This window comes from Ancylobacter sp. Lp-2, assembly GCF_020523795.1.
GTDB lineage: Bacteria > Pseudomonadota > Alphaproteobacteria > Rhizobiales > Xanthobacteraceae > Ancylobacter.
Genome location: NZ_JAJALI010000007.1, coordinates 144,724 through 159,416 on the forward strand (window position 1 = coordinate 144,724; position 14,693 = coordinate 159,416).

Genomic DNA, 14,693 nt, shown 5'->3' on the forward strand with positions numbered 1-14,693 from the left:
GCCCGATCCTCCTCAATTGCCTCGGGCTCGTCTGTTGAACGATCGAACTGCCTCGTTGAAGTCTGCCACGGCTTCTGCTTCTGCCGCTCTGAGGCACTCCTGGTACATCTCGAGATCGCTGGCGTAGTATTGCATCTCGCGCTTGCAGTGGTCGAAATCCCATTGATCATCAAACGCTCCCCAGCCCGTAGCGCACGCGGGAGCGTCAGGTTTTGAGCAATAGCTGGCAGCCGCGGGTGATGCGCACGACGCGATCAGGCCGAGAACTATGAATCTCATCATCGCGGGACCTACGAAGAAGCGGTCATTGTTAGGACTATTATGGGCTGTTGGTGGAGGGTTTTGCCAGCCGCACACCAGGCCGTCCGTGGTTTAGAAATTCGACGCCGGCAGCCTCGAGAGCACGCTGAATTGCTTGGACATTGCTCGCGCGGCCGGCGATGGGTCCATTGCCCGAACTTTCCATATTTCTAATCGTGTTCACATTCAGTCTCGCCATGTCGGCTAGGGCGGACTGATCCAGTCCGGCCAGTGCGCGTGCGGCCTTGAGTTGATTGCCTGTGGTGAGCATCGGCGATCCCATTACATGGCGGTCTGATCTGTCTATCTAGGTAAAATCAATAGGTACCTGTTGACAAGGTCGGCTGCGTCTATATGGTTAATTTCACTAGATAGATAGTTTGACGACACAGATTGGTCATTCAGGGCACCGAACATGCACGTTCCGGCCGACGTCACTGCTTTGCCTGCTGATCGGCGTGCGTCAGCGCCTCGCCGAAATCCAGGACATCAACCGCAAGGCCATCACCTTCAAATACGGGCTGATCGACAACCGCCGTTCCATGAACGGGCTGGACGCCCTCAATGTCGGCGGTGTCGTCACCTCGCCTTCGGGACAGCAGGGCGCGCCGCAGCAGCCTGGCATGGCTTCGCCGGGTAGCGCCGGAGCCGGCACCCAGTCCGCCGCCCCTCCGGCTGGCGCACCACAGGGTGCCCGGCAGGCTCCCGATGGCAACTGGTACGTTCCCGATCCGGCACGGCCGGGCAAATATCTGAAGGTTCAGCCCTGATGGTGCAGCTCGTCCCCGTCGATAACGATCCGTTCGCGGCCACTGCTGACGATACCGGCGGCCGGACGCTGCGGATCAGCGTGACACCGGCCAATTCTCCCAACTTGGTACCGGTGGATCACGACCCATTCGCCGAACAGCCTTCCGGCATCGGCATGAACCTCACCGCTGGCGCCAATGAAGCCATCTACAACACGCTGGGCGCCCCGGTGGACGTGGTGACATGGGCGCTCAACAAGGGCATTGGCGGCCTCAACAGCGTTGCGGGAACGGGCATCCAGCCGATCACCGATCCGTTCGGCGGCTCCCAATCCATATCGCGAGGCTTCGGCCTTGTCGGTGTCCCCGATCCTCAGTCAATCCAGGCGAACAGCTCAGGTGAGAAGATTGCCCGCGCCATGGGACAGGGAGCGGGCTACATGCTCGCCCCCGAACTCGCGGTGAGGGGTGCTGCCCAGGCGGCGGGAACCGGTGTCAATGCGCTGGTGAGCGCCCTTGCCGGCTCCTCCACTAGTGCCGCCGATGCGCTTGGCAATGCCACTGTAGGCGCTCTTGCCGGCGGGGGCGGGTCCATAGCGGGACAGCTCACCCCGGAACCGTATCGTCCGCTTGCCGAGCTCGGCGGTAATCTGCTGGGTGGAGGCCTCGGCGCCCTGGCGGTCAATACCCCTCGCATGGCAGCAGAAGCAGGCACGATCGGACGGGACTATGCCGCCCCGCTATCGACGACAGGACAGGAGCGGATTGCGGCGCAGTCGCTTCGTGATGCTGCCTCTGATCCTTCCGCCGTGCGCGGTGCCCTCGATGCTCCCCCCTCTCAGCTGGTTCCCGGTTCGCAGCCGACGACTTTCCAGCAGACGGGCGACATGGGGCTGGGCGGGTTGGAGCGGATCGCCATGACCCGCAATCCCGAAGCCTTCATGCAGCGCTCCGCCGAGCAGAATGCAGCTCGGCAGTCGGCTCTCGGATCCATTCAGCCGGATGGCAGCCCCGAGGCGGTGGTGAATGTGCTGCGCCAGCGCCTGGCTGATATCGACACCGTGACAGGCGACGCCCTGAACGCCGCACGAACCAGCGCCCGCGATCAGACGGCGGCACTCGGCGGTGTAGGCACCCCGGAGGGCTATGGCTCCACCCTGCGCCAGATGCTGACCGATGCGGAGAATGCGACGCGAGCGCGGGAACGCGGCTTGTGGGCCGCTGTCGATCCCGATGGCACCTTGGCGCTGGAAGCCACTGCGATCCGGGAGGAGGCTCGGAAGCTCAGTGCCGGTCTGCCGCGCTCGGCAAAGCCGATGGAAGGTGAGGAGGCCGGCATCATCGGTGCCGCGAGCAACTATCGCGATGTGATGCCCTTCAGTGAGGTGACGGCGCTGCGTTCCCGAGTTTCCACCGAGATGCGGCGCGAGCTCTCGCAGAACGGTCAGACTCCAGTATATGCTCGACTTGTGCGGCTTCGCGGTGCCATCGAGAACGCCCTTGAGGGTGTGGTGGCAGGCAAAGCAGCGCAGGAGGCGGAAGCCGTGGCAGCGGGCCAGATGCGGCCGGAAGACACGCTGATCGCCAAAATTCAGGGGTGGACGGAAAGCTGGCGTGCAGGACGAGTACAGGCTGAAATGGGGCTTGGCCTTGCGGAAGGCGCTGGAGGATATGGCGCCAGCGGACCGTCCGCTTTTTCTTCAGCATCTGGAACAGACTGGACGGGCGGAAGGCGACCTGGAAAAACTGCGCGCTCTCAAGGAGTACCGGGAGCTGATGAGCTCACCCCCAACTTCGACGCCGCCGCCCTCGGACGACTGAGGGAGGCGAACGACGCCACCAAGGCACGGGCGCAGACCTATGGCATCGGCGTAGTCGCAGAAGCCCTGCGTCGGTCCGGTCAGCAAGGCCCCTACAACATGCCGTCCGCCGCCGTGCCCTCCCGGTTCTTCCGACCTGGTGCACGCGGCTTCGAAGACATGCAGGCCCTGCGCACTGCCGCGAACAATCCCGAGGCCATGGTGTCGATCCGCGACTATGCGGTGTCGACCCTGCGACGGGCCGCGGAAGAAGCGGACGGTACGCTGAACCCGTCCAAGGTTGCCACATGGCGCCGGCAGCATGCCGATGCGCTGCGCGCCCTGCCCGAAATAGACCGCATGCTGGCCGGTCCGGTCGAAGCTGCGGAAACGGTCGCCCGTCTAGCCGCCGAGCGGAAACAGGCTCTCGACACCTATCAGGCGGGATTGGTCGGCAGGCTGATCGGGGTTTCGGATCCCGCCGACGTGTCCCGCGCCATCGGCAGCGTGTTCACCTCGCAGGCCCCGGTCGAAATCATGCGCCAGCTGGTGCAGGAGGCACGCCGCACACCCGAGGCCATGGCCGGATTGCGCAAGGCAGTCGCCGACCACCTGTCCCGCCGCGTCACGTCCTATGTGGAAGCCGCAACCTCCGGGCAGCGTCGCTTGCAGGCTGATGGCTTCCAGCGGTTCGTCGATCAGAACCAGACCACTCTTCGCGAGGTGTTCGGCCCGGAGGAGATGGACACCCTGCACGGCATCGCCGCCGACATCATGCGCTCGCAGCGGTCCCTGAGCGCGGTGCGCATCCCCGGCCAGTCGAACACCGCGCAGGACGTGGCGGCGATGGTGGCGAACGACCGCAACGCCACGTGGTTCACCCGCCTCCTTGCCTCTGCCGGCCCCGGTCTCGCAGGTGCGGCAGTTGTGGGCCCATGGACCGGCCTCGCTGCGGCCGTGGGTGGCAATGTGCTGATGAACGCCCGCAAGGCCGGCTTGCAGAAGGTGGACGACATTATCGCCGACGCCATGCTCAATCCCGAGCGGGCACGGCTATTGCTCATGCAGGCCGGCAATCCGCGCGACGCGGCGGCCATCGGCCGGGCTCTATCGGACAGTTACCGTCGTGCGACGACGTTCCCGGCATGGAACGAGCTCGAAAGGGATGACAGGCCTCCTCAGAACCTCACGCCTCTCGGGCCCCGTTCGGACGCTGACCCGTCGGGCAATCAGCTCACGCAGGCTCTTGCAGCGGCGGTGGCAAAGGCAGGAAGCCCCCAGCAGACCAATCCGGCGGTGCAGCAGCTGGTGAAAGCCCTCATGGATCGGAGGATGGTGGCATGACGCTATTGAGCGCATCCGAGGTCGCCCTGGATCTTATCGCCAGTGCGGAACGCGCCGTCCGCTATGACGGCCATGCCGGCACTGCTGAGGTCCTCGATCCGCAGATCCTGGCGCTTGTCTCTGCGCCGGTGAAAGCCTTCGACGACATCAAGGCTCTAGCCTGGATCGCCCATTGCCAGATGCAGCTGGCAATTGACGAGGCCGCCGACATGGGTGTCAGGCAGCGCGCCCTCTACATGTCGCGCAATGCCCTCTTCCGGGTGGCGGACGAACTCGGCGTGCTGAATGGCCCGCCTATGCCGGGGAATACCCAGTGACGGAGCTGGGCGAAATCATCTCCCGCCGCACCGCCGAGGCGGACTAGTTCGCCACGCCCTGCTCGTGCCCGGCGCCGATCACGCGGTGCTCGATCTTCCAACCGGGCTGGTGATCGTCGACCGCGTCCACAACACCATTCACGGCGATCCTGCGGAGTTGCGGCGGTACGCTCACGCAATCCTGGCCGCCTGCCGTCGGGCAGAAATCGTCGACCAGCCCGATTGGTGACCGGGGGTCGTTTTCTGGACGCCGTCGAATTGGAGCCGACCTGATCTCAAAAGTCAGTCTTCATCGGAGCCTGATAGTCCGGCTGAACGATCTCACCTCGTGGATTGAGCGAAGCGACCATTCGGTCCCCGTCCCAGATTTCAACCCGTCGACCGGCCCGCATCGCGCGGACTTGGGCAAGCACAGCCGTATCGTCGCTGCATTCCATGTCGCTCGCCATCTCCAATCCGCCTTGGTGGCCGAACATAAAGATCTTGTAGAAGGTCATGGACATCGCTCCTCACCTTCGACGTCGTATGCATTGTGAACGCGTGCGTTTGTCGGGTGTTCCGAGCCTGACGCGCCCTGCGCGATACTGATCTGCGGTCGTGCGCGTCCGTCGCCGGCCGCTTTCGCCTGAAAGGCCTCTCCCGTTCGATGGAACGAACAGCAGATGGGGATGTTGGGCTATGACCGACTGCGCCTGGTCGGTCGCCTGCACAACGACCTAGCCCCCGCCCCGCCTCGGCGGGGGCGTTTTTCCGGTGCTTCCAATGTCCATGCTCATTACGCCCATTTCCGTCTCGGAGGACGCCGCAACCCGGCGAACCTTTGGTGACGTCGAGGGCGCCGCACGGTTTTTGATGGAAAATTGGCCAGAAGCGTTCTCCAGCACCCCGCTGCACGTCTCGGCTCGGCGAGTGGCATTGGACGCTCTAGCGAGCCATGTCCCGGTCGAAGCCTTCAGGCTGGCATTTGCAGCCGCGGCAGAGGAGGCCGGCATTCTGGCGGATCCGCCGTCAATTGGCCTGACAATCGGCTAAACGCCAGATGTCTCACTCCTCACAAGGTCAGCGATCCGGCTTTGATTGATCCGCACCCATGAGTTGGAAGCTGCTGCCGGCAACACCGTTGTCCTGACGGCTGCACATGGCATCGTACTCACGCTGCCTCTCCGCCATGTCAGCGATGTGCGCAAAGACTGGATCGGTGTCGCCGCCCATAATCTCGCGCGCGACGACCGGCCAGAGCCGATCAATCTTCCCTTGCCTTTCGGTCGGCCAGCACCCGGCGGCCAACAGATCCTGCGCGCAGATCGCACGCGCGCGCTCCTCCAGCTTTTCCATGACAGCCACGCTGCCGCCAGTGCTGACGGCGTATGAGAGATGTGGCGGATGAAAGCGCGTCCTTGCGCGACGCCATTTCAACCGTTGGGGCCGATCACCCTAAGCATGGGCTCTCATTAGGAGCACCGTAACCATAGCACGAACGGCCGAAAACGTCGCGTTCAATAGATTGGCATAGCGGCGGAACCCTCTCTGCGACCAATGGTTGTCGCTAAGTAAGCAGAGTGGGACCTTCCCCAGAATGGAAGTGATTAGATCCTTCAGCGGTGAAGGGTGGCTGCGCGTCTCCGGGTTCGCAGCGACGACCGCTCGCTATGACATCAATGTGATGCGTCGAAAGACATCGATCCCCGTTGGGGGGCTCTATGCAACCGGCTTCATCGCGACTGAGATGCCATCCATGATGGGAGTGCCCCTGACTTCGGTGCTTGTCACGCTTGAGGACGGGAATGCTCACCGAGGCAAGATCACCGCAATATCGGCGCAAGGGGTGGAGGTGTTGTTTGACGCTCCTCTTGCCTTGCTCTCCACAGCGTAGATAAGGGCATCTGCTCCAGGTGTCCGGCGCTTGCAGGCGGTGATGACTATGTGGCCTAGGGAAGATCTAGGGGAAAATCCAGCGCGGTCACCAGGCGGTTGCCTTGCCAGATTTCCATTCTTAGGCGCTTCTGCAGAAACCGGGCACGCTGAACAGCAGCTAGGTCATCAGCACAATCGACCTCAAGGGTCGACGAGATCATGCCTTCCATTGAAAATTCCAAAATCCGATAACGCTGCATGGGTCTGGTCGCTCAGTCTGGTGCCAGGGTCCGGTATTCCGCTGAAAGTTTCTCGATCTCCTCTGCGGTAAATGGCCACTCACCAATGAGCACGATTCCTTGCCGAACTTCGTTGGCCACAGCGGGCCAGAAGCGGTCGACGTAAGTGGCGATCTGTTCGGGCAAAAACCCTTTTTGCAGGAGATCGAGGCCGCAGATGCGACGAGCGGTTTGCTCTAGCGATTTCACTGAAAAGCACCTTGGTCCGATCGAATATCCCCGAGCGCGGCCATTAGAATGAAGCCTGGAGGGGAGGCAACGCTGTTTCCGTAACGCCAGCTAGCCCCACGCATACGGTTTGCGTTCGCCCCGGAGGGAAGGGAAATTCGCGACAGCGAAGTCTCTCAATTGCGCAGGTTCCTGCAATCCGAATTCAAGCCCTTCCGACACTCGAGCTCGCACCATCATCCTCAAATTAGAGTTGACCGACAGCAAGGTAAGTGGCGGCGTCCGTTGCACTATGTCCGCCCAAACTCGTTCGAACATGACGTCGAGCCCTTCGGGTTTGGATTGCATCGATCGCCTCCTGAGGATCCGGAGGGAACACCATAGTGCGGCGCGTCGAGCGGGCCTCTAACATTTGTTAGTCGTGCCAAACCTTTGCCTGTTCATCGGTAGCTTATACCCGTGCTGGAACGCGACGTTCGTTCCGGCGTTGGCACCTAAGACGTGGCCGATCGCAGGGGATTACGGTGCCAATTTACTCCTTCAAATGGTCTGGCGAAGAACTGCCCACAGAGGTCGATCTCCCGGATGAACACGCCGCCTGGTCAGAGGCGGTCATGACGCTGGGTCAAATGCTTCGCGAGTTGGACGGCTCCTTTCCAACTGAAGGAGAGCTGGAAATGGAGGTCCAGAGCGGAACAGGGGCAACCGTCGGCTGGATTTTAGTGAAAACGGGAAAGGGACGACCGCCGAGGGGCCACCAAAATTAATGCGATCTCTCTTGCGGAATGCCTGTCGCCTCCGCTGAAACAGAGTCGTCACAACCATGAGGATTTCTGTGAACGGGTTTCACATTCACTCTCTGTTGCGCAAGCTTGATGCGGAGAGGCGGTTCGCCAAGGAGGAGATTGCGGCTCTTCGCGAACTGCCGATTCAGATCGCCAGCTTGCAGCCTGGGGAGCACATTGTGCGCGAGGGCGATCGTCCGACCAAGTCGTGCCTCATCATCGAGGGGCTCGTCTGCGCCTCGAAAACAACCGCTCGCGGCAGTCGGCAAATTGCCTCGCTGTATATTCCCGGTGACATTCCCGACCTTCAAAGTCTTCACCTTGAGGTGATGGACATTTCTTTCGAGGCGATTACGCCCGCCAGGATCGGCTTCATCTCTCATTCCGCGCTCCGGCGGGTCTGCGATGCATTTCCGCGGGTGGCTTCGGCACTTTGGCGCACGACCTTGGTAGATGCCGCGATCTATCGTGATTGGGTCACCAACGTAGGGCAACGCGACTCCGATTCACGGCTTGCCCATCTTTTCTGCGAATTGAGGATGCGTCTGGACACCGTCGGCCTTGTCCAGGAAGAAAGCTATGATCTGCCGCTCACCCAGACGGACCTCGCGGATGCGCTCGGCATCTCGGTGGTGCACGTCAACCGCACTTTGCAGAAGCTGCGTCGCCTCGGCCTGATATCATTCAGAAACAAGCGGTTGACGGTGCTGGATTGGCCTCAACTTGCCGAAATGGGTGATTTCGAGCCCAGCTATCTACATCTGTCCGAACGAGTATAGCGGTTATCGTCGTCGTGACAGCGAGCGCGGATCACGCGGCAAGCCACGCGACGGCAATCCCTCTCACCACGATAATGGCAGCCAGCCACGCAACCACTCGCACGGCGAAGGGCATGGCAGATGCGCCACCACGATTGTCGTCGAAGCCGCGGGAGGCTTCGTAGGTGACGGCGAGCGGATTGGGGACGTCGCCGAAATTCCCTCTTTCCGCGCCCACTCGACAGTATCCCTCGTCGGGGGAAGCCTCGCCGCCTCGATAAGCTTTCACGGAACGAACTGCTCGGCCTTTGGTTCTGCCTCTGCTTGGGGAACACAGGAGAGCACAATGCCTGAGAAGAATCTTGAAACCCTGTTCCACGACACGCTCAAGGACATCTACTACGCCGAACGGAAGATCCTCAAAACTCTTCCGAAAATGGCCCGCGCCGCCTCGTCCCCGGAGCTGAAAGCCGCTTTCGAAAAGCACAAGGATGAGACTGAAGTCCACGTCGAACGCCTTCAGCAGGTGTTCGAGCTGATGGGCAAGCGAGCTCAGGGCAAGACGTGCGACGCCATCGAAGGCATCGTCGCCGAAGGCGAGGAGATCGTCGAGACGTTCAAGGGCACGCCTGCGATCGATGCTGGCCTCATCTCTTCGGCGCAGGCAGTCGAGCACTATGAGATCACGCGCTACGGCACGCTGAAGCGCTGGGCGCAGGTACTCGGCCTGAAGGACGCGGTGACGCTGCTCGACGCCACGCTGAAGGAAGAATCCATGACCGATAAGGCGCTGACAAGCTTGGCGGACGCATCCGCCAACGCCATGGCGAAGGCCGCCTGATCCAAGCAGCCACCCGGTATCCCCGCGGTGGCTGCTTCAGTTCAGGATCCCGTCTATCGAGAGGAGACCATCATGGGCCGTGGCATTTTACTCTGGCTGCTTGGCATTCCGATTCCGATCATCATCCTCCTCGCGCTGTTCGTGCGATAGGAGGACGTCATGGCATCAACCTATCCGGCGACCGACGTCGCCGCCCCAATCGAATCTTCCTCCTCCGCTGTGAGTTGGGGGCCGGTCATCGCCGGCGCCTTCGCCGCCGCGACGCTCACCTTCGTGCTCATGCTGCTGGGCTCCGGCCTCGGACTCACCATGGTTTCTCCCTGGTCCAACGAGGGCGCCAGCGTCACCACCTTTGCCGTCTCTACGGCAATCTGGCTGGTCATTGTTCAATGGCTATCCTCGGGCGTTGGCGGCTATCTGACCGGGCGGCTTCGCACCAAATGGGTCGGCATCGCCACCGACGAGACTTTCTTCCGCGACACCGCACACGGTTTCATGGCCTGGGCGGTGGCAACGCTGCTGGTGGTTTCGGTGCTTGGTTCGGCCCTTTCCGGAGCAATCGGCACAGGTGTCCAGGCCGCCTCGACCGTGGCGTCCGGTGCGGCGCTCGGGGCTTCGGCAGGCGCAACCGCTAGCGCCGGATCCGGCAGCGGCAGCTCGGACGCGACGTCCTACTTTGTCGACGCCCTCTTCCGCCCCTCCGATCCCGCGCAGCTGGCAACGCCGGGTGCCGAGGGCAATGCCGCCGCGGCCGCGCAGGCTTCGCGCATCCTGATCGCCAGCGCCGCCGCCGGCGAAGTCTCCCCCGGCGACAAGACTTATCTCGGTCAGCTCGTTGCTGCCCGCACCGGCCTATCCCAGGCGGATGCGACGGCGCGGGTCGATGCCGTTCTCGCCCAGGTCAACGACGCCAAGGTCAAGGCGCAACAGGCCGCCGATGCGGCCCGCAAGGCCGGCGCCACCTTCGCGTTGCTCGGCGCGCTTTCCCTGATGATCGGGGCCTTCATCGCCTGCGTCGCCGCCGCCTTGGGCGGCCGGCAGCGCGACGACGAGGAAACCGTATACCTCAGCGATCGCCGCTGACCTAATGGGCGGCCGGCCCGCAAAGTCCGGCCGCTCTCCACATTCTCGGCAGCCCGCCCCTTGTTATTGTGCAATGCAGCAACGATTTCGCTGCGAGTGCGTTGAAGCACATGGTCGTCCACCCCGGGCGTCCCAACAAGGATGTCTCCATTGAAGACAATGTCGGATATGATTGCCCGTCTCGCTGCTTTTCGCGGGTCACAGGGTGCACATTTTCCCGGGGCCGGCGTACCCGACCGGCTCACCACGCTCACCGATTTCGGATCGAATCCGGGCAGGTTGAAGTCGCGTTTCTATCTTCCGGCGAACCTTACCAAGGGCGCGCCGCTCGTCGTGGTACTGCATGGCTGCACCCAGAGTGCCGCCGGATACGATCACCATGCCGGCTGGTCCCAACTGGCTGATCGGGCCGGTTTCGCGCTGCTCTTTCCGGAACAGCATCACGGCAACAATCCCAACCTGTGCTTCAACTGGTTTCGCCCCGGCGATACGAGGCGCGATGCTGGAGAGGCGCTCTCCATCCGCCAGATGATCGAAGCCATGATCGTTGCCAACGGTCTCGATCGGGACAGGATCTTCGTCACCGGCCTTTCGGCTGGCGGCGCGATGGCCTCGGTCATGCTCGCCACCTATCCCGAGGTCTTCGCCGGCGGCGCCATCATCGCCGGCCTCGCCTATGGCCGTGCGAGCACGGTCCCGGAAGCGTTCGACTGCATGCGCGGCCAGGGCGCGGCCTCCAAAGAGGAGCTGTGGGCGCTTCTGCGTGAGGCCTCCACGCATGCGGGTCCATGGCCGAGGATCGCCATCTGGCAGGGAACGGCCGATCACACGGTGGCGCCTTCCAATGCCGAGGATATCGCCGCGCAATGGCGTAGCGTCCACCAGCTCGACAAGGCGCCGACACGGTCGGAAGTTCTGGGCGTGCGCGCAAAGCACAGTTGGTGCAACGCTGCAGGCGAGGCGGTGATCGAACTGAACACAATCTCCGCCATGGGCCACGGCACACCGCTGGGCGATGGCCTCGGCGTTCCAGGTCCCTATATGCTGGAGGTTGGCATCTCTTCCACCCGGGAGATTGCGCAGTTCTGGGGAATAGCGCAGTCCCGCGAGGAGGCTGTCGCCTGCTCCGCTACGGCCGTTATACACGGCAAGCTAGTGACACTACCGTCGCCCGCGGAGCGTACGCCCGGCATAAAAAAGGTGGCGCCCGCGATCCATGCGACGGCTTCGCGACGGACGCCGCCGGCATCCGATGGATCCGGCGTAAAGAAAATCATCGAAGACGCGCTGCGCGCCGCAGGACTGATGCGCTGAGGCGGTACCAGCTGCGGGACAGCAGTGGGCATCCGCCTGTTCAGCTTCCACCACCAGGCCATGGCAGCGGAGCGGGCGTTACGTCGCGCGGACCTCCTCGGTGATCACCTCGAATTTCTGCAGGATGTGCGGTCCGAATGTATGCACCATCGGAACGTCGACCGCATCCCGGCCTCTTGCGACCAGGATGCGGCCGATGCGCGGCATGTTGTGGCGCGCGTCGAAGGTGAACCATTTCCCGCCGAGATAAGCCTCGAACCACGCATTGTAGTCCATTGGGGCGGGATCGCGCGGGACGCCGATATCCCCGAGGAAACCGTTGCAATAGCGCGCGGGAATGTTCATGCAACGGCACAGCGCGACCGCCAGATGCGTAAAGTCGCGGCAGACGCCCACACGCTCGTTCATCGCCTGGGCCGCCGTACGCGTATTCCGGGCGCACTGATAGTCGAAGCGGATTTGGGCGTTCACATAGTTGCAGATCTGCTGCACCCGGTTCCAGCCCGGGGGATATTTGCCAAACAGCTGCCACGCGGTCGCCGAGAGCTCGTCGACCTCGCAGTATCGACTGGACAACATATATTCGAACACTTCGGAGGGTAGCTCGCCGGGAAACACCTCCTGGGCATCGTAATCCGCGGCATCCGTCACGCCGGAATCCCGCACGATCATGTCGTTGGTGAAGGCTGCACCACCTGGCGGCACGACAAGACGACGGCAACGGTTGCCGAAGCCGTCGGCATATTCGACGCATGGCACGTCCCGGCCATCGGCGAGCGATGTCACCGCGCCATTCGGTCCGCTGACGATGTCGACATCGCGGCTGGGATGTGGATCCAGCAGGAGGATGGCGGGCGTCGGCTGGTGACAAACAACCTCGATCCTATAGCCGCAGCGAATTTCCATTGAGACGTCTCTCGCCTGTGGTGGGGGTCGTCAGCAAACCACGTTCGTTACCGCAATGTTCCATGTTGAAGGTCTGCATGTTCCGAATGCCAAAGGCGGCGCGATGCCTCGGCTTGGAACTTGAAGGCGGGCCTCCGTTCGGCGTCCTGATGCACGGGAGCCCGACATACCGCGTGGGCGACAACCTGAAATACATCGCCACGCAGGAAGCGGGGCCGATCCTATCGTCGCCTCCTCTTTGCCGCAGGAGACGACCGAGACTCGGGATCGCGCGGATAGACCTGCCGGGCCGGGTGCAAGTCATGCCATCGACGGTAATTGCGCGAAGCAGGTACGGCGAGGACACCGGACCCTGTCGGTGTGGTTCCGGCAGAGCGGGCGCCGCTACGACTACAGCGATGTCCCTCCGGAAGACGTATGCGGCCTATCGAGCCGCCATTTCGAAGGGAAGCTATTTCAACCAGTTTATCCGGGACCGATTCCCGTACCGCCGGACAGTGCAGCGCTAGTGGTCGACGTCCTCGTTCAGCGCGGCCAGCCTATTTGCGGTACTCACCGAGGTCGTCAGGCGATGCCTTTGCCGCCGGTGACGCCATAGACTTCGCCGTTGATGAAGCTCGCTTCCTGCGAGGCGAGAAGCACATAGACGGGCGCCAATTCCACAGGCTGCCCCGGACGGCCGAAATCGCTGTCCTTGCCGAAGTTCTCCACCTTCTCGTCGGGCTGGCCGCCGCTCGGCTGCAGCGCTGTCCAGAACGGGCCAGGCGCCACGGCATTGGCGCGGATGCCCTTCTCGATGAGCTGCTTGGCCAGCGCCTTGGTGTAGGCGACGATGCCCGCCTTGGTCGTCGCGTAGTCGAGCAGGATCGGCGAGGGCTGGTACGCCTGGATCGACGCGGTGGTGATGACGGAAGCGCCCGGCGGAAGATGCGGAACGGCTGCCTGTGCGATCCAATGCAGCGCATAGAGATTGGTCTTCATCGTCTTGTCGAAATCGGCCGTCGATAGCTCCTCGACCGCTTCGCGATATTGCTGCCGCGCCGCATTGATCGCCAGGATGTCGAGCCCACCGAGCTGAGCGACGGCCTTGTCGACCAGTTCCCGGCACCAGGCTTCGTCCGTAATATCCCCGGGAAGCGAGACGGCCTTGCGACCTGCAGCCTCGATCAAGGCAATGACCAGTCTCGCGTCGGCCTCTTCGTCCGGAAGATAGGAAATGGCGACATCCGCTCCCTCGCGTGCGAAGGCGATGGCGACCGCCCGCCCTATGCCGGAATCGCCGCCGGTAATGAGCGCCTTGCGCCCTTCCAGCTTGCCGGACCCACGATAGCTCTCCTCGCCATGGTCGGGCACTGGGTCCATCTTGCGAGCGAGGCCCGGCATGGGCTGCGGCTGCTCCGGAAACGGCGGCCCCGGATACTGCGTGCGTGGGTCCTGCAATTTCAGACGATCGGTCATGGTGGCTCTCCAATTTGATGGGTCGCCGGATGACGGCGCGGGATTAGTCGCCGGTCTGCGCGTTGGCGGAGGCGACGGGCTTGGATTCCGGCGAGCCCTGATGGCGCAGGAAGATTGACAGCACGACGAGCAAGGCGGTCGAGAGGAATTCCGACTGCCAGTTCTGGAAGGACTCAAACCACAACTGCGGATCGAGCAAATAGCTCCCGATCGTCTGGACCTCGCCACCATGGCGGAGCGCGTCGGCATTGGCGGCGACCATGCTGAACCACCAGTGGAACAGGAACGACGCGACGAATAGCAGTGCCAGGGTGAGGCCGAGCGAATGCGCGTAGAGCCACGCCGCCAGCGGATGGCGGGCGCGCCACGGCACCTCGTCGTCGGGCCTGTAAGGTTCATCGGGATCGCGCGATTCCGAGGAGCCGCGCTGGAACAGCATGGCGGTAAGCACGACATAGACCGCCATCTGCAGGAACTCGCTCTCCCAGTTCTCGAAGAGCGAGGACAGGAATTCGCCGCTGTGCACATAGGCCACGAGGCCGAGCGCGGCTTGCCCGTGGTCGACGAGCTCCTTGTTGAAGGAGGCCCGGCCGGTCAGCGCCATGCCGATGACCGAGAAGAGGAACATCGTCCCCAGCGCCAGGGTCAATCCGTTGTCGCGCAGGAATTGTCGCATCGATCGTCGGCCTCCGGGGCCTGATACAGGGGAGGCGGCGCC

Annotated in this window: 17 protein-coding genes; 9 read left to right on the top strand and 8 right to left on the bottom strand. The window is 62.8% G+C overall.

The window, feature by feature from the left end:
* Nucleotides 1-680: 680 nt before the first annotated feature.
* The 3 genes from LGR54_RS17815 to LGR54_RS17825 are packed head-to-tail and all read left to right on the top strand — an operon-like array spanning nt 681 to nt 4,509.
* Complete coding sequence (locus tag LGR54_RS17815; protein ID WP_230363331.1) at nt 681-1,070, top strand: hypothetical protein; 390 nt, start codon at nt 681-683, stop codon at nt 1,068-1,070.
* Complete coding sequence (locus LGR54_RS17820; protein ID WP_230363332.1) at nt 1,070-4,192, top strand: hypothetical protein; 3,123 nt, start codon at nt 1,070-1,072, stop codon at nt 4,190-4,192. The genes LGR54_RS17815 and LGR54_RS17820 overlap by 1 nt, the downstream gene beginning before the upstream one ends.
* Nucleotides 4,189-4,509 carry a hypothetical protein gene (locus tag LGR54_RS17825; protein WP_230363333.1) on the top strand — a complete coding sequence of 107 codons (321 nt, stop codon included), beginning with the start codon at nt 4,189-4,191 and terminating at the stop codon, nt 4,507-4,509. The genes LGR54_RS17820 and LGR54_RS17825 overlap by 4 nt, the downstream gene beginning before the upstream one ends.
* A gap of 275 nt (nt 4,510-4,784) precedes the next feature.
* Here the strand turns inward: LGR54_RS17825 and LGR54_RS17830 are convergent, their stop codons facing one another.
* The gene (locus LGR54_RS17830; protein WP_214008995.1) at nt 4,785-5,006 is read right to left on the bottom strand and encodes a hypothetical protein; all 222 of its coding nucleotides are present in this window, start codon (nt 5,004-5,006) and stop codon (nt 4,785-4,787) included.
* A gap of 265 nt (nt 5,007-5,271) precedes the next feature.
* On the opposite strand from LGR54_RS17830, the gene LGR54_RS17835 reads away from it, so the two are divergent.
* Nucleotides 5,272-5,541 carry a DUF982 domain-containing protein gene (locus tag LGR54_RS17835; protein WP_214008996.1) on the top strand — a complete coding sequence of 90 codons (270 nt, stop codon included), beginning with the start codon at nt 5,272-5,274 and terminating at the stop codon, nt 5,539-5,541.
* A gap of 27 nt (nt 5,542-5,568) precedes the next feature.
* Here LGR54_RS17835 and LGR54_RS17840 read toward each other — a convergent pair whose 3' ends face one another.
* Nucleotides 5,569-5,844, bottom strand: a complete 276-nt coding sequence (locus LGR54_RS17840) for a hypothetical protein (RefSeq protein WP_214008997.1) — start codon at nt 5,842-5,844, stop codon at nt 5,569-5,571.
* A gap of 241 nt (nt 5,845-6,085) precedes the next feature.
* On the opposite strand from LGR54_RS17840, the gene LGR54_RS17845 reads away from it, so the two are divergent.
* Nucleotides 6,086-6,382: a hypothetical protein gene (locus LGR54_RS17845; protein WP_214008998.1), complete on the top strand. Its 297-nt coding sequence runs from the start codon at nt 6,086-6,088 to the stop codon at nt 6,380-6,382.
* A 55-nt stretch (nt 6,383-6,437) separates the two neighbouring features.
* On the opposite strand, the gene LGR54_RS17850 is transcribed toward LGR54_RS17845, so the two are convergent.
* Both LGR54_RS17850 and LGR54_RS17855 read right to left on the bottom strand, forming a co-directional pair.
* Nucleotides 6,438-6,593 (bottom strand): hypothetical protein, encoded by a 156-nt coding sequence (locus LGR54_RS17850; protein ID WP_214008999.1) that lies wholly within the window; start codon nt 6,591-6,593, stop codon nt 6,438-6,440.
* A 42-nt stretch (nt 6,594-6,635) separates the two neighbouring features.
* The gene (locus LGR54_RS17855) at nt 6,636-6,851 is read right to left on the bottom strand and encodes a hypothetical protein (RefSeq protein ID WP_214009000.1); all 216 of its coding nucleotides are present in this window, start codon (nt 6,849-6,851) and stop codon (nt 6,636-6,638) included.
* A gap of 814 nt (nt 6,852-7,665) precedes the next feature.
* Here LGR54_RS17855 and LGR54_RS17860 point away from each other — a divergent pair.
* On the top strand, nt 7,666-8,394 hold the full coding sequence (locus LGR54_RS17860; RefSeq protein WP_230363334.1) for a Crp/Fnr family transcriptional regulator: 729 nt from the start codon (nt 7,666-7,668) through the stop codon (nt 8,392-8,394).
* Between the two features lie 31 nt (nt 8,395-8,425).
* On the opposite strand, the gene LGR54_RS17865 is transcribed toward LGR54_RS17860, so the two are convergent.
* Complete coding sequence (locus LGR54_RS17865; protein WP_214009002.1) at nt 8,426-8,611, bottom strand: hypothetical protein; 186 nt, start codon at nt 8,609-8,611, stop codon at nt 8,426-8,428.
* A gap of 108 nt (nt 8,612-8,719) precedes the next feature.
* Between LGR54_RS17865 and LGR54_RS17870 the strand changes: the two genes are divergently transcribed.
* The 3 genes from LGR54_RS17870 (at nt 8,720) to LGR54_RS17880 (ending at nt 11,611) form a co-directional block, all read left to right on the top strand.
* On the top strand, nt 8,720-9,214 hold the full coding sequence (locus LGR54_RS17870) for a ferritin-like domain-containing protein (protein ID WP_214009003.1): 495 nt from the start codon (nt 8,720-8,722) through the stop codon (nt 9,212-9,214).
* A gap of 159 nt (nt 9,215-9,373) precedes the next feature.
* Entirely contained in the window at nt 9,374-10,297 is a 924-nt protein-coding gene (locus LGR54_RS17875) for a hypothetical protein (protein ID WP_230363335.1), read from the top strand.
* 150 nt (nt 10,298-10,447) lie between these two features.
* On the top strand, nt 10,448-11,611 hold the full coding sequence (locus tag LGR54_RS17880; protein ID WP_230363336.1) for a PHB depolymerase family esterase: 1,164 nt from the start codon (nt 10,448-10,450) through the stop codon (nt 11,609-11,611).
* A 78-nt stretch (nt 11,612-11,689) separates the two neighbouring features.
* On the opposite strand, the gene LGR54_RS17885 is transcribed toward LGR54_RS17880, so the two are convergent.
* From LGR54_RS17885 to LGR54_RS17895, 3 genes are all read right to left on the bottom strand, one after another.
* Nucleotides 11,690-12,517, bottom strand: coding sequence for a transglutaminase family protein (locus tag LGR54_RS17885; RefSeq protein WP_230363337.1), 828 nt, complete (start codon nt 12,515-12,517; stop codon nt 11,690-11,692).
* Nucleotides 12,518-13,081: 564 nt separating this feature from the next.
* Nucleotides 13,082-13,975: an SDR family oxidoreductase gene (locus LGR54_RS17890; protein WP_230363338.1), complete on the bottom strand. Its 894-nt coding sequence runs from the start codon at nt 13,973-13,975 to the stop codon at nt 13,082-13,084.
* A 43-nt stretch (nt 13,976-14,018) separates the two neighbouring features.
* Nucleotides 14,019-14,651 (bottom strand): DUF6766 family protein, encoded by a 633-nt coding sequence (locus LGR54_RS17895; RefSeq protein WP_214006522.1) that lies wholly within the window; start codon nt 14,649-14,651, stop codon nt 14,019-14,021.
* Between the last annotated feature and the right edge of the window lie 42 nt (nt 14,652-14,693).